At 69.4% G+C, this 17,433-nt stretch carries 15 protein-coding genes and 1 tRNA gene; 7 read left to right on the top strand and 9 right to left on the bottom strand.

The features are described 5' to 3' along the window. The 4 genes from G6N16_RS21170 (at position 1) to G6N16_RS21185 (ending at position 2,518) form a co-directional block, all read left to right on the top strand. Positions 1-213, top strand: coding sequence for a ferredoxin (locus G6N16_RS21170; protein ID WP_083032107.1), 213 nt, complete (start codon positions 1-3; stop codon positions 211-213). Positions 214-289: 76 nt separating this feature from the next. Next, on the top strand, positions 290-829 hold the full coding sequence (locus tag G6N16_RS21175) for a nuclear transport factor 2 family protein (RefSeq protein ID WP_083032105.1): 540 nt from the start codon (positions 290-292) through the stop codon (positions 827-829). A 126-nt stretch (positions 830-955) separates the two neighbouring features. Then, the gene (locus G6N16_RS21180; RefSeq protein WP_083032104.1) at positions 956-2,086 is read left to right on the top strand and encodes an NDMA-dependent alcohol dehydrogenase; all 1,131 of its coding nucleotides are present in this window, start codon (positions 956-958) and stop codon (positions 2,084-2,086) included. A 27-nt stretch (positions 2,087-2,113) separates the two neighbouring features. Then, positions 2,114-2,518, top strand: a complete 405-nt coding sequence (locus G6N16_RS21185) for an HIT family protein (RefSeq protein ID WP_083032102.1) — start codon at positions 2,114-2,116, stop codon at positions 2,516-2,518. On the opposite strand, the gene G6N16_RS21190 is transcribed toward G6N16_RS21185, so the two are convergent. After that, complete coding sequence (locus G6N16_RS21190; protein ID WP_234805924.1) at positions 2,490-4,031, bottom strand: sensor histidine kinase; 1,542 nt, start codon at positions 4,029-4,031, stop codon at positions 2,490-2,492. The genes G6N16_RS21185 and G6N16_RS21190 overlap by 29 nt on opposite strands. 11 nt (positions 4,032-4,042) lie before the next feature. Continuing rightward, positions 4,043-4,768: a response regulator transcription factor gene (locus G6N16_RS21195; RefSeq protein ID WP_083032117.1), complete on the bottom strand. Its 726-nt coding sequence runs from the start codon at positions 4,766-4,768 to the stop codon at positions 4,043-4,045. Positions 4,769-4,883: 115 nt separating this feature from the next. On the opposite strand from G6N16_RS21195, the gene G6N16_RS21200 reads away from it, so the two are divergent. Both G6N16_RS21200 and G6N16_RS21205 read left to right on the top strand, forming a co-directional pair. Beyond that, entirely contained in the window at positions 4,884-5,711 is an 828-nt protein-coding gene (locus tag G6N16_RS21200) for a hypothetical protein (RefSeq protein ID WP_083032099.1), read from the top strand. A 35-nt stretch (positions 5,712-5,746) separates the two neighbouring features. After that, a tRNA-Thr gene (locus tag G6N16_RS21205) sits at positions 5,747-5,821 on the top strand. A 6-nt stretch (positions 5,822-5,827) separates the two neighbouring features. Here G6N16_RS21205 and G6N16_RS21210 read toward each other — a convergent pair. The 7 genes from G6N16_RS21210 to G6N16_RS21240 are packed head-to-tail and all read right to left on the bottom strand — an operon-like array spanning position 5,828 to position 15,727. After that, positions 5,828-7,000, bottom strand: a complete 1,173-nt coding sequence (locus G6N16_RS21210) for a Fic family protein (protein ID WP_083032098.1) — start codon at positions 6,998-7,000, stop codon at positions 5,828-5,830. Positions 7,001-7,056: 56 nt separating this feature from the next. Continuing rightward, positions 7,057-8,529 carry an NAD-dependent succinate-semialdehyde dehydrogenase gene (locus tag G6N16_RS21215; protein WP_083032096.1) on the bottom strand — a complete coding sequence of 491 codons (1,473 nt, stop codon included), beginning with the start codon at positions 8,527-8,529 and terminating at the stop codon, positions 7,057-7,059. After that, positions 8,526-9,875 (bottom strand): 4-aminobutyrate--2-oxoglutarate transaminase, encoded by a 1,350-nt coding sequence (gene gabT / locus G6N16_RS21220; RefSeq protein WP_083032095.1) that lies wholly within the window; start codon positions 9,873-9,875, stop codon positions 8,526-8,528. Before gabT ends, G6N16_RS21215 begins: the two co-directional genes overlap by 4 nt. Continuing rightward, positions 9,872-11,461, bottom strand: coding sequence for an APC family permease (locus G6N16_RS21225; RefSeq protein ID WP_083032093.1), 1,590 nt, complete (start codon positions 11,459-11,461; stop codon positions 9,872-9,874). Before G6N16_RS21225 ends, gabT begins: the two co-directional genes overlap by 4 nt. Then, positions 11,461-12,333: a universal stress protein gene (locus tag G6N16_RS21230; RefSeq protein ID WP_322790462.1), complete on the bottom strand. Its 873-nt coding sequence runs from the start codon at positions 12,331-12,333 to the stop codon at positions 11,461-11,463. Before G6N16_RS21230 ends, G6N16_RS21225 begins: the two co-directional genes overlap by 1 nt. After that, a complete protein-coding gene (locus tag G6N16_RS21235) occupies positions 12,330-14,249 on the bottom strand; it encodes a primary-amine oxidase (protein ID WP_083032090.1) in 1,920 nt (639 codons plus the stop codon). Before G6N16_RS21235 ends, G6N16_RS21230 begins: the two co-directional genes overlap by 4 nt. Positions 14,250-14,299: 50 nt before the next feature. Beyond that, complete coding sequence (locus G6N16_RS21240) at positions 14,300-15,727, bottom strand: gamma-aminobutyraldehyde dehydrogenase (RefSeq protein WP_083032089.1); 1,428 nt, start codon at positions 15,725-15,727, stop codon at positions 14,300-14,302. 124 nt (positions 15,728-15,851) lie between these two features. Here G6N16_RS21240 and G6N16_RS21245 point away from each other — a divergent pair, with 124 nt between their 5' ends. Next, positions 15,852-17,333 carry a PucR family transcriptional regulator gene (locus G6N16_RS21245; protein WP_234805923.1) on the top strand — a complete coding sequence of 494 codons (1,482 nt, stop codon included), beginning with the start codon at positions 15,852-15,854 and terminating at the stop codon, positions 17,331-17,333. Positions 17,334-17,433: the final 100 nt, after the last annotated feature.

Genomic DNA, 17,433 nt, shown 5'->3' on the forward strand with positions numbered 1-17,433 from the left:
ATGGGGTGCTACCGCGTCGTCGTCGATGAGGACCTGTGCCAGGGCCACGCGATGTGTGAGCTCGAAGCTCCCGATGTGTTCTCCGTACCCAAGCGGGGCCCGGTGAACATCCTGATCCCGGAACCGCCCGACGAGATGCGCGAGGACGTCGAGCGCGCCATCGAGATGTGTCCCACCCGGGCACTGGAATTGATCGAGATCGACGAAACCTGAGCGAGGAACGAGCGAAGGCGAGGAGATCGACCATTCAATCCCGAATCGACCCTTCTGACCAGAAAGAGGCTTGAGCATGGCAACACGTGAACAACTGCAGGACTGGGTGGACCGCTGGCTGAAGGCCAACCGGGACGCCGAGATCGCCGGTGACTGGAAGCCGCTGGCCGACTTCTACACCCCCGACGCCACCTATGGCTGGAACATCGGCCCCAAGGAAGACGTCATGTGCGTCGGCCGCGACCAGATCCGCGACGTCGCGCTGGGACTGGAGATGGAGGGCCTGGAGAACTGGGTCTACGAGTACCAGAAGGTGCTCATCGACGACGCGCAGAACGAGATCGTCGGGTTCTGGAAGCAGATCGCCAACAAGTCCGACGGCAGCACCGACGAGATTTACGGCATCGGCGGCAGCTGGTTCCGTCTCGACGACAACCTGCTGATCGAGTGGCAGCGGGACTTCTTCGACTTCGGCCATGTGCAGAAGGCGTTCATGAACCTGATCTCCTCCGGGGACCTGACCCCGACCATGCAGAAGCGCATCGAGCGCAGCCTCGCCGGCGAGAAGCTGCCCGGTTACTACCCGCTGGGCGAGGCTCCCGTCTCGCTCTGGTGACACCACCGCGGACCCTCCCAAGCAAGCGCTTGGGGGGGCTGTGACGCGGGTAACTAGAGGCTCTAGTCTGGAGACAGACGGACCGCTGATCGGCCGTGGCGAAAAGCTCGTGGAGAGAGGTTGCAGATGAAAACCAAAGGCGCCCTGATCTGGGAATTCAACCAGCCGTGGTCGATCGAGGAGATCGAGATCGGTGACCCCGTCAAAGACGAGGTGAAGATCCAAATGGAAGCCTCCGGGATGTGCCACTCCGACCATCACCTGGTCACCGGCGACATTCCGATGGCCGGTTTTCCGGTACTGGGCGGCCACGAGGGCGCGGGCATCGTCACCGAGGTCGGCCCCGGCGTCGAGCACCTGGCACCCGGCGACCACGTCGTGCTGTCCTTCATCCCATCCTGCGGCGAGTGCCCGTCGTGTCAGGCGGGCATGCGCAACCTGTGCGACCTGGGCATGTACCTGCTGACCGGTACCGCGGTCTCGGACGGCACGAACCGCGTGCACGCCGCCGACGGCACCCCGGTGATTCCGATGACGCTGCTGGGCACCTTCAGCCCCTACATGGTGGTGCACAAGAGCTCGGTGGTGAAGATCGACCCGTCCATCCCGTTCGAGGTCGCCTGCCTGATCGGCTGTGGCGTCACCACCGGCTACGGCTCGGCGGTACGCAGCGGCGACGTGCGCCCGGGTGACGACGTGGTGATCGTCGGTGTCGGCGGTGTCGGCACCGGCGCGCTGCAGGGCGCGCTGAACGCCGGCGCGCGCAACGTCTTCGTCGTCGACCCGGTGGATTTCAAGCGCGATTCCGCACTGAAGTTCGGCGCCACCCACGCCTATCCGGACATCTACAGCGCGATGGCCGGCGTCGCCGAGGTCACCGAGGGCCGGATGGCGAACAAGACCATCATCACCGTCGGCGAGCTGCACGGCGAGGACATCGACAACTACCTGAACATCACCAGCAAAGGTGGCACCTGCGTGGTGACCGCGGTGGCGAACATGTCCAGCCTGGACGTGAAGCTGAACCTGTCGATGCTGACCCTGCTGCAGAAGCGGTTGCAGGGCACCATCTTCGGCGGCGGCAACCCGCACCACGACATCCCCGCGCTGCTGAGCATGTACAAGGCCGGTCGGCTGAACCTCGACGATATGGTCACCCGGCAGTACAGCCTGGAGCAGATCAACGAGGGCTACGCCGACATGCTGGAGGGCCGCAACATCCGCGGCGTCATCCGCTACACCGACGCCGACCGGTAGTCCGCGCCCATCAAATAGGCTGGGCCGATGGCAACCATCTTCACCAGGATCATCAACGGCGAGCTACCGGGCCGGTTCGTCTACGAAGACGACGAGTTCGTCGCGTTCCTGACCATCGAGCCGATGACCCAGGGCCACACCCTGGTGGTGCCGCGGGCCGAGATCGACCAGTGGCAGGACATCGATCCGGGCGTCAACGCCCGGTTGATGGCGGTGGCGCAGAAGATCGGTCGCGCGGTGGTGACCGCCTTCGGTGCACCGCGGGCCGGTCTGCTGATCGCCGGCTTGGAGGTTCCGCACCTGCACGTGCACGTCTTCCCGGCGTATGCGCTCACCGACTTCGGGTTCGCCGGGGTGGACCGCAACCCCAGCCCGGCGTCACTGGACGACGCTCAGGCGCGGATCAAGGCCGCGCTGGCAGCACAGGACTGACCTCGGCGGCGGGCGCGTTCTCGTCGGGCATCTCCCCGTCGGGAACTTCCGCGTCGGGCGGCTCCGCGTCCGCGGCGTCCTCGTCGACGGCCTCCGCGCCGCCGAGCCGCGGGATGGCCACCCGGAACCGGCACCCGCGGCCCAGCTCGGCATCCACGGTCACCGTGCCGCCGTGTCCGCGCACCAGGGAGTCAACAATCGACAGGCCCAGTCCGGAGCCGCCGCTGGCCCGGGTCCGGGACGCGTCGGTGCGGTAGAACCGCTCGAAGATGCGGTGGGCGTCCTCGGGCGCCAGACCCGGCCCCTGATCGACGACCTCCAGCACGGCGTCGTCGCCGTCGGTACCGACCCGCACGGTGATCGCGGCGTCGGCCGGGGTGTGCTGCAGCGCGTTACTGACCAGGTTCGACAGCACCTGGCGCAGCCGGGCGTCGTCGCCCTGCACCAGCGGGATCCCGGGGCCGTCGAACACCTCCAATGCGATGCTGCGGTTCGGGGCGACCGAGCGGGCGTCGTGCACGGCGTCGCTGGCCAGTACCAGCAGGTCCACCGGCCGCTGTTCCAGCGGACGCTGGGAGTCCAGCCGGGCCAGCAGCAGCAGGTCCTCCACCAGCAGGCCCATCCGGCCGGCCTCGCTCTCGATCCGCGACATCAGCATCTCCACGTCGCGGGCGGCGCCCTGGCGGTACAGCTCGGCGAAGCCGCGAATGGTGGTCAGCGGGGTGCGCAGTTCGTGGCTGGCGTCGGTGATGAACCGGCGCATCCGGTCCTCGGAACGACGGGCGTGTTCGGCGGAGGCCTCCGAATCGGCCACCGCGCGCTGGATCTGGGCCAGCATGCCGTTGAGCGCCAGCGACAACCGGCCCACCTCGGTGCGCGGGTCGCGCTGCGGGATGCGCCGGTCCAGCTCGCCGCGGGCGATCGCCGCCGCGGTCTTCTCCACCTCACCGAGCGGACGCAGGCTGCGCTGTACCAGGCCGTAACCGGCCAGGCCGAGTACCAGCAGCACCGCCACCCCGATCCCGGCCTGCGCCAGCACCAGCGAGTCGACGGTGGAGTCCACCTCGGACAGGTCCATGGCGACGGTGGTCAGCTCCCCGTCGGGACCGTGCAATGACACCGCGCGCCACCGCACATCCGAGTCGCCGATCGAGCCGACCGTCGTCGGCACGTCGCCGACATCGTGGCCCGGCGGCAGGTCCGGTTCGGCGCCGCCGTCGTTGACCGCGGTCCACTGGTCACCGGCCGAATCCACCCCGCTGACATAGAACTTCGACGGCGGCCGAGCCGGGTTGGGCCCGTCGTGCGGCCGGGACGAATGCGGCCGCGGTGCCTGCACCCAGGAGTTGGTGGCGTCGATCAGGGTCTGGTCGACCCGGCCGATCAAGCTGTGCTTCATCAGGGAGGTCACCGCGATGCCCGAAGCCAGCAACCCGAAGGTGACAAGCACCAGCGCCGCCGCGACCAGACCGAGCCGCAGCGGCACTCCCCGGCGAATCCGGGCCCCCGTCACCAGATCGAAGCTCAGCGCGGCTCCCTCAGGACGTAGCCGACGCCGCGCAGCGTGTGCAGCAGGCGCTTCTCGCCGGTGTCGATCTTGCGGCGCAGGTAGGACACGTAGGACTCGACGACATTGACGTCGCCGCCGAAGTCGTAGCGCCACACGTGGTCGAGGATCTTCGGCTTGCTCAGCACGGTGCCGGCGTTGATGACGAAGTAGCGCAGCAGGGTGAACTCGGTCGGCGACAGGGAAACCGGTTCACCGGCCTTCCACACTTCGTGGGTGTCCTCGTCGAGTTCGATGTCGGCGAACGACAGCCGGGAGGTGCGGGCGGCCTCGGCGCCCTTGCCGGAGCGGCGCAGGATGACCCGCAACCGGGCCACCACCTCCTCCAGGGAGAACGGCTTGGTGACGTAGTCGTCGCCGCCGAGGGTCAGCCCGGCGACCTTGTCGGCCACCGTGTCGCGCGCGGTCAGAAACAGCGCGGGGGCGTCGATGCCGTCGGCGCGCAACCGGCGCAGCACCCCGAAGCCGTCCATCCCGGGCATCATCACGTCCAGGATGACGGCGTCGGGTTTGACCTCGCGGGCGCGGTCCAGTGCGGCCGGTCCGTTGGCCGCGGTGAACACCTCGAAACCCTGGAATTTCAAGCTGACCGACAGCAGTTCGACGATGTTGGTCTCGTCGTCGACCACCAGGACCCGGGCCTCCGGCGTTACCTCGGTGCCCACGGGTGAGTTCGTTGTCATGGTCATGTTGTCCATTTGCTCATAATCAGGTGACGATCACCTACTCACTCGCTGTGAGGTTTCTGTGAATCGACGTTCGCGCCGGTCCGGCGTCTGGGCGACCTAGACTGGCCTGATGAACTTCGGCGACGCCCTGGTCAACCTGGCGACCGCACCGCTGCGGATCGGCCTGGCGGCGACCCAGGTCAGCCTGGAGGTGGCCAACGAGGTCATCGAGGTGGCCAAACGCGCCACCGGCGAGGTCCCCGGCGTCATCGGCGGGTCCACCGCCATGGTGCACATGCTCGGCCTCGACGAGACCGTGGCCCGCGCCCAGCGCATCGCCAAGCTGGCCGACGGGCTGCTGGCCGAGGACGCCCCGCTCACCCAGGCCATGTCGCCGGGCGGACCCGTCGACCGGTTGCTGCGCCCGGGCGGCCTGCTGGACCGGATGACGGCCCCGGGCGGGGTGCTCGACCGGCTGACCGCCGACGGCGGCGGTTTGGATCGCGCACTGGCCGACGGGGGCCTGGTCGATCAGCTGCTCGACGAGAACGGGCTGGTGGAGCGGCTGCTCGCCGAGGACGGGCTGGCCGAGCGGCTGCTGGCCAACGACGGGCTGCTCACCCAGTTGCTGGCCGAGGACGGCCTGGCCGACCGGTTGCTCGGCGCCGACGGCGTCGTCGACCGGCTGTTGGCCACCGACGGGGTGGTGGACAAGCTCACCGCCCCCAACGGGCCGCTGGAACAGCTGACCACCCTGGTCGACACCCTCAACCACCTGGCCCCGGCGTTCGACGCGCTGGTGCCCACCGTCAACACCCTCAACGACGCGGTCAACGGGCTGTCCACGGTGGTCAACCCGCTGAGCAATATCGCCGACCGGATCCCGCTGAGCCGTCGGCCCGGCCGTCGCAGCCCCAACCGCTCGGCGGGCTCCCATCGCATCATCGACGCCGACTGACTCCGGTAGTCTGACCCGGGCGTTGCCGCCCGTCCGCCTCCGTAGCTCAGTGGTAGAGCACCCGCCTTGTAAGCGGAAGGTCGTCAGTTCAATCCTGACCGGGGGCTCCACCTTGCTCAGCCCCGTCGCCCGGCCCGTTCGGCGAATGCATCGAGCGCGGCGAGGATCTCCGGCGAGCGCCAGACCCGGTTGCGGGGACCGCTGGTCGTCTCGACGAGGATTCCCGCGTCGGCGAGCGGGTTCAGGTAGCGATGGGCATTGGTGGACTCAATACCCAGCTCCTGCGCAAGCAACGCAGCGTTGACGACCGGACGGCGGGTCAGCAGGTCGGCAACCTTCCACACCGCCGAGTCGGACCGCGCGGTGATCAGGTCATTCCAGTTCTTCCGGATACCGCGAAGGTCGGCGACCAATTGGCGGCCGTTCCCGACAGCCAGGATGCCGGCACGCGAGAAACACTCGACAATCGGCGCGGCATCGCCGTCGCGGTACGCGGTCAGCGCGGCGAAATAGGCATCCGTGTCGGCGAGTAAGCCGGCCGAGACGGGCACCATCACCTGCCGGGTCAACCCTTTGTTGCGCAGCATGGCCTGGACCAATGCGCGGCCGGTGCGCCCGTTGCCGTCGGTGAACGGGTGGATCGTCTCGAATTGCGCGTGGGCGACAGATGCCTGTGACAGGGCGGGAACATCGGCGCGCTGCGCGAAGGCAACCAGGTCGTCGACCGCGGCGGGGATCAGCTCGTGGCGCGGACCGATGAATGTCGCACCGACGGGGGTGGTTCCGCCACCGATCCATACCGGCTCGGTGCGGAACTCACCGGGCGTGTGGCGCGGCTCGCCGGCCATCAGGGCGCGGTGCATCGCCAGGATGGCGTCGGCGTCGATGCTGCCGGAAAGGGCGATCGCTGCCCGCATTGCCGCGGTGTTGGCGACGATTATCTCGGCGTTGCGCTTGGCGTGGCCGCCGGGCAGCTCCGCCTCGGCGATCGCCCGGGCCGATGCGGTCAGGTTCTCGATCTGTGAGCTGGCGGCGGACTCCGATCGCAGCAGCACCGCGGCAAACGGCGCTATTTCGCCCCCGAGCTCGGCGTCGAAGCGGGTGATCTCGCGGCTGGCGTCCTCGGCCTCGGCGAGTACCGACGGCGGCAGGTCCAGAACCAGCTCGGCGATATCGGCCGGAATCACCGGGTGGTAGATGCCGTACTTCGCCGGTGCGGCACTCGAGGACCGCACCCCCTGCGGCTCCCACCGCACATCCTCGTAGCCGACGGAGCGAAGTGAGGTCACCGAACCAGCTTAACTTCACTTAGATGATTAAGTGAAGTTAAAGGGAGAGGTTGACTTCACTTAGCCGGGTAAGCGGGCGGTAAAGCGATGTACTTGATGTTCAGGTACTCCTCGATGCCCTCGCTGCCGCCCTCGGTGCCCAGGCCGGACTGCTTGATGCCGCCGAAGGGGGCGGCGGGGTCGGAGATCACCCCGCGGTTCACCCCGACCATGCCGGCCTGCAGCGCCCGCGACACCCGCTGCACCCGGGCCAGGTTCTGGCTGTAGAAGTACGCCGCCAGCCCGTACTCGGTGTCGTTGGCCGCGGCGATCGCCTCCTCCTCGGTGTCGAACCCGACGATGGCCGCGACCGGGCCGAAGATCTCCTCGGTCAGGATCGCGCAGCCGTCGGGGATCTCGTCGATGACGGTCGGCTGGTAGAAGAAGCCCGGCCCGTCGACCACCGCACCGCCGGTGCGCACCCGGGCGCCGGCGGCGGCCGCGGCGTCGACCAGCTCGGCGATCGAGGATCGCTGCCCGGCGTTGATGATCGGGCCGACGTTGCTGTAGTCGTGCCAGCCGGGCCCGGTGCGCAGCGCCGCGATCCGCTCGGTCAGCGCGGCGCTGAACTGCTCCCGGACCGGGTTGTGCACCAGGATCCGGTTGGCTGCCGTGCAGGCCTCCCCACCGTTGCGCATCTTGGCGGCCATCGCACCCTCGACGGCGGCGTCGATGTCGGCGTCGTCGAAGACGATGAACGGCGCGTTGCCGCCGAGCTCCATCGAAGTCCGCAGCACGTTCCCGGCGGCCTGGGCCAGCAGGATCTTGCCGACGCCGGTGGAACCGGTGAAGGACACCTTGCGCAGCCGGGTGTCGTTCATCAGCTCGGCCACCACGGTGGCGGCGTCGGTGGTCGGCAGCACCGACAGCACTCCGGCCGGCAGCCCGACCTCGGTGAACACCTGCCCCAGCGCCAGCATTGTCAGCGGAGTGTCCTCGGCGGGTTTGACGATCATGGTGGCCCCGGCCGCCAGCGCCGGCCCGATCTTGCGGGTACCCATGGCCAGCGGAAAGTTCCACGGGGTGATCGCCAGGCACGGCCCGACGGGCTCGCGGGTCACCAGGATCTCCCCGGTGCCCGCCGGCGCGGTCGCGGTTCGCCCGCCGATGCGCACCGCCTCCTCGGAGAACCAGCGCAGGAACTCCGCACCGTAGGCGACCTCACCGCGGGCCTCGGGCAGCACCTTACCCATCTCCAGGGTCATCAGCAGCGCGAAGTCGTCGGCGCGGGCGGTGACCGTCTCGAATGCCGCCCGCAGTATCTCGGCCCGTTTGCGCGGCGGGGTGGCGGCCCAGTCGTCGGCTGCGGCGACGGCGGCGTCCAGGGCGGCGCGGGCGTCGGCGGGGGTGGCGTCGGCGACCTCGGCCAGCACCGTCCCGGTGGCCGGGTTGAGCACCTCGAAGGTGCGTCCGGATTCACTGGGCGCGCTCGCCCCACGGTGCCACAGCCCGGTGGGCACCGACGCGATCAGTTCCTCGGCGGTCTTCACGGCTGCTCCCCCACGGCTTCGCGGATGGCGGTCTCCAGCACCGACAGCCCGTCGTCGAGCAGGTCGTCGCCGATGACCAGCGGGGGCAGCAGCCGGATCACGTTGCCGTAGGTGCCGCAGGTCAGGATCAGCACGCCGGCGGCCAGGGCCTTGGCGGCCACCGCCCTGGTCAGCGCGGGGTCCGGTTCGTAGCCGTCGGCGCCGACGAGTTCGACGGCGATCATCGCGCCGCGGCCGCGGACCTCACCGATGCACCCGACGTCGGCGGCCAGCGCGCGCAGCCGGGTCACCACGGTGGATTCGATGGCCCGGGCCCGGCTCACCAGGTCGAGCTCGACCATGGTGTCCAGGGTGGCCAGGGCGGCCGCGCACGCCACCGGGTTGCCGCCGTAGGTGCCGCCCAGGCCACCGGGATGGACCTTGTCGAGCAGGTCGGCGCGGCCGGTGATCGCCGACAGCGGCATGCCCCCGGCGATGCCCTTGGCCATGGTGATGATGTCGGGCACCAGGTTCTCATGCGAGCTGGCGAACCAGTCACCGGTGCGGGCGAACCCGGTCTGCACCTCGTCGGCGATGAACACCACCCCGTTGGCCTTCGCCCACTCCGCCAGGGCGGGCAGGAAGCCGGGTGCGGGCACGATGAACCCGCCCTCGCCCTGGATCGGTTCGATGATCAACGCGGCCACCGAGTCCGCGCCGATCTGCTTCTCGATGGCGGTGATGGCCCGCCGCGCCGCGGCCGGTCCGTCGACACCGGGGTCGCGGAACGGGTACGACATCGGCATCCGGTACACCTCCGGCGCGAACGGGCCGAAATGCGCCTTGTACGGCATCGCTTTCGCGGTCAGTGCCATGGTCAGGTTGGTGCGTCCGTGATAGGCGTGGTCGAAGGCGACGACGGCGTCGCGGCCGGTGGCCAACCGGGCGGCCTTGACGGCGTTCTCCACCGCCTCGGCGCCGGAGTTGAACAGCACGGTGCGTTTGTCGCGGTCGCCGGGGGTCAACGCGTTGAGCCGTTCGGCCACCGCGATGTAACCCTCGTAGGGGGTGACCATGAAGCAGGTGTGGGTGAAGTGACCGACCTGTTCGCGCACGGCCTCGGCCACCCGCGGATCGGACGCCCCGACGGTGGTCACCGCGATGCCGGAGCCCAGGTCGATCAGCGAGTTGCCGTCGACGTCGACGATGACGCCACCGTCGGCGTCGGCGGCGTAGACCGGCACGGTGGAGCCGACACCGGCGGCCACCGCGACGGCGCGCCGCGCCGCCAGGTCGGTCGATCGGGGCCCGGGCAGCGCGGTGCGCAGCTCGCGGACCTGCGGTAGGCGGTAACGCAATTCGGTCATGGCACCTGTTCCAGGTCGTCGGTCAACGGCGGGGTCTCGCGGCTCAACGTCTCGCCGCGGAAGAAACTCGGGTGTCGGGAACGCTGCACATACATCAGCACCGCACCGGCCAGCAACAGCCCGACGCTGATGTAGAACACCACGCCCGGGGCATGCAGGTTGATCGGGTGGCCCGCCACGTCGACTTCGGTGAGCACCGGGCCGGCGGCCCACGCCTCACCCACCGAGATGACGAACACCAGCACCAGGATGACGCCGCCGATCAGCGGGCAAATGAACTTGTAGACAATGTTTTTCGCATTGTCGAACAGTTCCCGGCGGAAGAACCAGATGCAGGCGAATGCGGTGATGCCGTAGTACCAGCAGATCATGATGCCCAGTGCGGCAACGGTATCCATCAGCGCCTTCTCCGACACCACCTTCATCACCGCGTAGAACACCGCGGTGATGACCCCGGCCACCACCGTCGCGTACGTCGGGCCGAGGTAGCGCGGGTGTACCGAGGCCAACCGCTTCGGGAACGCGCCGTAGGCCCCCATGGCAAGCATGGCGCGCGCGGCGGGCAGGAACGTGGTCTGCAGGCTGGCCGCCGACGAGGCGAAGATCGCCAGGAACAGCAACAGCCCCAACCACTTGCCCAGCACCGGGTCGGCCAGCGGCTTGAAGACGTTCTCGCCGTTGTCCTCGTTGCCCAGGCCGATGCCCTTGTCCCCGACACCGGCGTACATCATCACCGCGACGGACACCAGCAGGTAGGTGCCCAGGATGGTGATGACGGCCAGCAGGCCGGCCCGCCCGGGGGTCTTCTGCGGGTCCTTGGACTCCTCCCCCAGCGTCAGGCAGGTGTCCCAGCCCCAGAACGCGAAGATCGAACCGGTCAGCCCGACGACGAACGCGGTGATGGCGATGCCGTGCAGCGGGTTGAACCAGTCGAAGCTGAAGGATTCGCTGAGCGTCTGGCCGTCGAAGGTGGCCGGGTGGGTGACGGATTTGTAGATTGCCATGCCGGCGAACAGCACCAGCACCACCATCTGGAAACCGACCAGGCCGTACTGCAGTTTCTCCGAGGTGGAGATACCGCGGCTGGAGATGTAGGTGGCCAGCGCGATGAACACCAGGGTGGTGGCGATGTTGACCGCCTTGTTGTCGGCCAGGTCGTCGATGCCGGGTATCCCGAGCAGTTGCGACAGGAACAGGTAGAAGTATTCGACGGCGATGGCGGCCAGGTTGGACAGCACGATGATGGTGGCCAGCACCATGCCCCAGCCGCACATCCAACCGACGTAGGGGCCGAATGCCTTGGTGGACCAGGTGAAGGACGCCCCACAGTCCGGCGCCCGGGAGTTCAGTTCCCGATAGGCGTAGGCCGTGAGGAACATCGGGATGAAACCGGCGATGAAGATCGCCGGCATCTTCAGCCCGACCGCCGCCACGATCAGGCCGATGCTGGCGGTCAGCGTGTAACCGGGCGCCACGCACGAAACACCCAGTACCGCACCGGCAAACGTACCGACCTTGCCGCCGGCCAGGCCCTTGTCGACGAGGTCGGATCCGCGCGGGGTGAGCTGGGGTTCGCCGGTGGTCATCACATCTCCCGCGGTACGACGATCATCGGGACGGCCAGCACCCGCATCATCTTGGCCGCGGTGGAACCCAGGAACAGCCGCCGGGGGGCGGCCAGCCGGCTGGATCCGGCGACGATGACATCGCCGGGCTGCCAGTCGAGTCCGGAGACGGCCTCTTCGACGCTGGGCCCGGTGGCCACCACGGATTCGACGGCGACGGTTTCGGGCAGCCGGGCTCGGGCGTTGTCCAGCAGTTCCTGCGCGTGCGCGGCAGCCTCGGCCAGCGCGTCCGGGTCGGCCCGGCGCCGGCTGGGCATCAGGTCCAGGGCGACCAGTGAGACCAGCCGCAGCGGCACGTGCGCCCGCTGGCAGCCGGCCACGGCGACGTCGAGCAATTCGTCGGCGCCGGGGCCGGTGCCCAGCGCGGCGGTGATCGAACGCACCGACGTGACGCTCGATTCCCGGGTTCCCCGGGGGGCCAACGCCAATGGCAGTGGCGCCGAGTGGATCAGCCCGTTGACCACCGATCCCAGGGTGAAGTTGGCCAGCAGCCCGCCGCCGGACCCGCCGGCCACGATCAGTGCCGCGCCGACGCGCTCCGCCTCGGCGATGATGCCCTCGGTGGTCGAGTCGTAGATGCCGATGTGGGTGCTGACCGCGACGTCGTCGGGGATCAGATGCCGGGCGTCGGCCAACCAGTCGTCGGCCGCGTCGGTGATGACCTCCTCGAAGTCACCGGCGGTCAGCGCCGCTCCGGTGTCCGGCGGCACCACCATGCCGACGGCCAGTTCGGCGCCCAGGCTGCGGGCCAGCATGACCCCCAGCGTCAGTGCATCCCGGCCGCCGTCGGTGGCCAGGTAGGCGACGTAGATCTTCATTGGCGCGGCGCTCATCGACAGCACTTCGCGGGGGTGGGTGCGACGTCCAGGGCCGGGGTGCGGTCGAAGAAGCCGAACGGTTTGAGCCAGAAGCTGACGACGTCGACGGGCATGATCGGCCAGTCCTCGGGCCGGGTGACGTGGTGGATGCCGAAGGTGTACCAGAGCACCACGTCGGTGTTCTCGATGTTGCGGTTGGCCTTGGTCCATTCCGGCAGGCCCATGCCCGGGCCGCCCTGGTTGACGAATTCACCTGCGGGCCAGCGTTCGTCGTCGGCGTTGGGGGTCACCCACAGGGTGTGCTTGATGACCTCGCAGCGGCCCAGGATCGGGGAGTCGTCGGCGAACATGGGCGGGAAGGCGCCGCTGGGCGACAGCTTGTAGGCGGGGTGGGCGCCGATGGGAGTGCGGACGTTGTCGTTGACGACCTTCCAGGACCGCTGGGTGGCGTAGTCGGGGTTCTGCTTGCCCTCGGCCTCGGTGCGCAGCGGGGTGTTGACCTGGCGCAGTGACAGTCCGTACGGGTTGTCCGGCCCGACGGGTTCGATCTCGGTGTCCGACCGGTACACCGTGTTGGCGGTGCCGTCGATGTCGAGATCCATTCTGGCGGTGAGGAAATGCTGATGCAGCGGTGCGTAGGTGCGGTTGTCGACGATGGTGCCGTGCGGGTTGGATTCACCGGGGTTGAGGTGGCTGACCACCATGATGCCGGTGGCCCGGACCTCGCATTCGATGTTGCCGTCGGTGTAGAAGCGCCAGTAGGTCAGGTACTCGTAGTTGGCGACGGTGACGTGGAAGGAGACCGTGAGGCGGCGCATCCGGCGCACCTGCGCGCCGTCGTGGTGGTCGACGTGCTTCCACAGAACGGCGTTGTCCTCTTCGTGGATGCAGATCGCGTTCTCGATGGTCTTGGGCCGCCCGGCGCTGTCGTGGATGACGGCATCGAGGTAGCGGATCTCGCCGAGGCAGTCACAGCCCAGGGTCAGCGACGTCGTCATGAATCCCAGCCCCCACTCGCCGATGTCGAACGCGGTGCGCCGGAAGTGGTCGTCGCAGTGGTCCCGGTAGGGCACCACCATTTCGGCGAACGACAGCCGGTGCGCGATGGAGCGCTGCCGGCCGTTGTCGTTGTAGGAGACGGTGTGCAGGGTCATGCCCTCGCGCGGGTTGAACCCGACCCGCAGGCTCCAGTTCTGCCAGGTCAGTTTGTTGCCGTCGAGGGTGAACGACGGGCCGCCCGCCTGGGTGATGTCCAGCGGCTGCAGCGGCGGCCGGGTGCTGGCGGCCCGGATGGATTCGGGCACCATCCGGGGAACGTATTCGCCCATGATCTCCGGGCGCTGCACGGTGAAGGTGTCCTCGATGCGCAACAGTTCCATGGTGTTGAGGTCGATGACGAAGTGCAGGCCGTTGACCGGGCCGGCGTACGGGTTGGCACCGGCGGCCGCGCGCACCCAGGTGTCGGTCCAGCCGATGCGCCGGCCGGCGTACTCCGGCGGCACCAGGACACCGGCGTAGGTCCAGGTGTCCATGAACACCAGGTCCAGGTCGGTGATGCCGCGCCCGGCCAGCGCGGCGATCACCTCGGGGTTGCGCCGCAGTGCCGCGTCGGCCTCCTCCCACTCGTCGACGGTGACGTTGGTCTGCACGTCCGGGACGTGCTCGAAGGACACCACCGACCCGGCCGACACCGACACCCGGGCCTTGTAGGTGCGGTTGGTCGCCCGCTCGAAGACCAGGACGTCGGCGAGGCGCTCGCACGGTGTGCCGTCGGCGTCGAAGGCGGAGATGTCGGCTTTCGACGGCTCGCGCAGGGCGATGCCGGCGTAGCGCCAGCCGGCGCCGACGCCGTGGGCGTCGGCGAGCAGGCGGGTGACGGTGTCGATCTCGTCGGCGGTGAGCGGGTCGAGCGGGTGGAAGGTGTGCGGCATCGGTGCGGCGGCCTTTCTGTGCCGAGGTCTGGGCGAAGACGATTCGGGGCTCAGTCGTTGCTGCTCATCACGTGCTTGATGCGGGTGTAGTCCTCCAGCCCGTAGGCCGACAGGTCCTTGCCGTACCCGGAGTGCTTGAACCCGCCGTGCGGCATCTCGGCGACCAGCGGGATGTGGCAGTTGATCCACACCGCGCCGGCGTCGACGCGGATGCTCATCCGGTTGGCGGTGGCGTGGTCGGTGGTCCAGACGCTGGCGGCCAGCCCGTAGTTCACGCCGTTCGCCAGTGCGACGGCCTGCTCCTCGGTGTCGAACGACTGCACGGTCAGGATCGGGCCGAAGGTCTCCTCCTGGACGATCGGATCGTCCTGGCGCACCCCGGTGATGACGGTCGGCTCGAAGTAATACCCGCGATCGCCGACCCGGTTGCCGCCGGTGACGACGGTCGCATGCGCCGGCAGCGCGGCGATCTTGTCGCGGACCCGGCCGAAGTGCGCGGCGTTGTTCAGCGAGCCGTAGAAGGCGTCGGGATCGTCGGGGGCGCCGGGTCGTAGTTTTCCGGCCTGTTCGACCAGTGCCGCGACGAACTCGTCGTGCACGGATTCGGCGACGATGGCGCGGGTGGCGGCGGTGCAGTCCTGGCCGGCGTTGAAGAACGCGGCCTGCGCGATGCCCTCGGCGGCCCGGGCGATGTCGGCGTCGGCGAACACCACGGCCGGGGCCTTGCCGCCGAGTTCGAGGTGGGCGCGTTTGACGTCGACGGCCGCGGAGGTGGCCACCGCGATGCCGGCGCGGACCGAGCCGGTGATGGCGACCAGGCCCAGCCTCGGGTCGCCGATCAGCGCCGAGCCGGTGGCCGCGTTGCCGAGCACCACGTTGAACACGCCGTCGGGCAGGATGCCGGCGGTGATGCGCGCCAGTTCCAGGGTGGATTCGGGGGTGGTGTCCGACGGTTTGAGCACGACGGTGTTGCCGGCGGCCAGTGCCGGGGCGATCTTCCAGATCGCCATCATGAACGGGTAGTTCCACGGGGTGACCTGGCCGACGATGCCGATCGGCTCCCGTCGCACATAGGAGGTGAAGCCCTCCAGGTATTCGCCGGCCGCGCGGCCCTCCAGCATCCGGGCGGCGCCGGCGAAGAACCGCACCTGGTCGGCGCAGACCAGCACCTCCTCGGATTTGACCATCGCGGTGAGCTGGCCGGTGTTGCGGACCTGGGCCGCGACGATGGCATCGGCGTTGGCCTCGATGGCGTCGGCCAGCCGCAGCAGCGCCGCCTGGCGTTTGCTCGGGGTGGTGGCGGCCCAGGCCCCGAAGGCGCGTTCGGCGGCGTCGACGGCGGCGGTGATCTCCGCGGCGGTGGACACCGGGGACACCGCGACCACCTTCTCGTCGGCGGGGTTGACGATCTGGATGTCCTCGGTGGCTGCCGAGTCGACGAACGCGCCGTCGATGAAGTTCTGCAATCTGCTGGTCATCTGCGGTATCGGCCTCTCGATCGGTTGCGCTCCGAGTTCGTTCTAATGTGCGCCACCTCACAGCGCACCGCATCTGCCAAAATGTCCCGTCAGGTGCGTTCTGATACGCCGGATTGGAGTGGCTATGACGGTCCCGGTGCGCTGGCTGCTCGGTCGGCGCGCGCTGGGCCTGGACCTGCGGGCCGGGCACGCCGGAGTATCGGCGCCGATCGGCGTGGTCACCACCACCGAGCTGACCGACCCGACACCGTGGCTCTCCGGCGGCGAACTGGTGCTGACCACCGGCATCGGTCTGCCCGAGGACGACGACGGCCGCCGCGCCTACCTGTACCGGCTGGCCGACGCGGGGGTCGCCGCCCTCGGCTTCGGGGTGGGGGTACGGATGCCGGCGACGCCGCGGGCGCTGATCGACGCTGCCGACGAGCGGGGACTGGCACTGTTCGACGTCCCCCTGCCCACCCCGTTCGTGGCCCTGGTCCAGGCCGTCGTCAACGAATCGGCCCGCCAGCAGTCCCAGTCGTCCACCCATGCCCGCAACGTGCAGCAACGGATGACCCGCGCCGCGGTGTCCGGTGGCCCCGACGCGACGCTGCGGGCGCTGGCGTCCGGCTGCGCGGGGATCGCCGTGCTGGCCGACCGGCACGGGCGGATCAACCCACCCATCCTCGACCCGGCGGTGCAGGCGCTCGTCTTCGACCAGATCCGGCGCAACCCCGGTTCCTCGGCCGTCGAGTCCGTCGGGCCGGGGGCGATCGTCACCCAGCCGATCCGGGTCGGCCACACCGGTCACGGCTGGCTGGCCGTGGTGTTCGAGCACCCGCCGCAGCCCACCGACCACATCCTGATCGGGCACGCCAACTCGCTGCTGGCGCTGGACTTCGAGAAACCACTGCGGCTGCGCACCGCCCAACACCGGCTTAACGCCGCGGCGCTGGGCGTGCTGCTGGCCGCCGACGCCGACCTGGGCCCGGCGCAGCAGCTGGTGGCCGAGGCAGCCGACAACACCGGCATCCGGGCGTTGGTGCTGTGCGCCGACACCTCGGCCGCGCTGGCCGAACCCCTGCACCAGGCGCTGCAGGCCGCGGGTCGTCCGGTCTTCGTGCACACCGAGGCCACGCAGGCCACGGTGGTGCTGCGCGGCGGCGACGGCACCGGGTTCGCCGCCCGGCTGCTCGACGGGCTGCCCTCCGGGCTGCGCCGGCACACCCGCGCCGGGCTCAGCACTCCCGCGCCGGTGGCACAGCTGGCCGGCGCGGTGGCCGAGGCCCGCCGCAGTGCCGCTGCGGCGCCGCCCGGCGGCGAGGTGCTCGACGCGGCGCGGATGGCGGGGCGCACCCTGCTGGAGGACCCGGCGACCCGGGCGGCGCTGGGGCAGCTGGCCGGCACCCTGATCGCTCCGCTGCACGACGCCGACCCCGCACTGGTGACCTCCCTGCGCGCCTTCCTGGAGCACCACGGCCACTGGGAGGCCGCCGCCACCGCCGCCGGGGTGCATCGCCACACGCTGCGCGCCCGGCTGGCCCGGATCGAGGAACTGCTCGGGGTAGACCTGGGGTCGGCGCGGGTGCGCGCCGAGCTGCTGCTGGCACTGCTGGCCGACGGCTGAGCAGCCTTTTCACAAGTGATTGCCAGCCAGGCGTCATCAACTCCCAGGTAACCGGCACGTGGCGATAACAATTCGGTAACACCGAGCCCGGATAAATATC

Origin of the sequence: Mycolicibacterium insubricum, assembly GCF_010731615.1 — a bacterium.
GTDB lineage: Bacteria > Actinomycetota > Actinomycetes > Mycobacteriales > Mycobacteriaceae > Mycobacterium > Mycobacterium insubricum.

Excerpts from the sequence above, each read along its gene's own strand:
- G6N16_RS21245 (WP_234805923.1), top strand. The coding sequence starts at position 15,852 with ATGACGGTCCCGGTGCGCTGGCTGCTCGGTCGGCGCGCGCTGGGCCTG.
- G6N16_RS21200 (WP_083032099.1), top strand. The coding sequence starts at position 4,884 with ATGAACTTCGGCGACGCCCTGGTCAACCTGGCGACCGCACCGCTGCGG.
- G6N16_RS21195 (WP_083032117.1), bottom strand. The coding sequence starts at position 4,768 with ATGACAACGAACTCACCCGTGGGCACCGAGGTAACGCCGGAGGCCCGG.
- gabT (WP_083032095.1), bottom strand. The coding sequence starts at position 9,875 with ATGACCGAATTGCGTTACCGCCTACCGCAGGTCCGCGAGCTGCGCACC.
- G6N16_RS21230 (WP_322790462.1), bottom strand. The coding sequence starts at position 12,333 with ATGAGCGCCGCGCCAATGAAGATCTACGTCGCCTACCTGGCCACCGAC.
- G6N16_RS21185 (WP_083032102.1), top strand. The coding sequence starts at position 2,114 with ATGGCAACCATCTTCACCAGGATCATCAACGGCGAGCTACCGGGCCGG.
- G6N16_RS21235 (WP_083032090.1), bottom strand. The coding sequence starts at position 14,249 with ATGCCGCACACCTTCCACCCGCTCGACCCGCTCACCGCCGACGAGATC.
- G6N16_RS21175 (WP_083032105.1), top strand. The coding sequence starts at position 290 with ATGGCAACACGTGAACAACTGCAGGACTGGGTGGACCGCTGGCTGAAG.
- G6N16_RS21225 (WP_083032093.1), bottom strand. The coding sequence starts at position 11,461 with ATGACCACCGGCGAACCCCAGCTCACCCCGCGCGGATCCGACCTCGTC.
- G6N16_RS21240 (WP_083032089.1), bottom strand. The coding sequence starts at position 15,727 with ATGACCAGCAGATTGCAGAACTTCATCGACGGCGCGTTCGTCGACTCG.
- G6N16_RS21170 (WP_083032107.1), top strand. The coding sequence starts at position 1 with ATGGGGTGCTACCGCGTCGTCGTCGATGAGGACCTGTGCCAGGGCCAC.
- G6N16_RS21180 (WP_083032104.1), top strand. The coding sequence starts at position 956 with ATGAAAACCAAAGGCGCCCTGATCTGGGAATTCAACCAGCCGTGGTCG.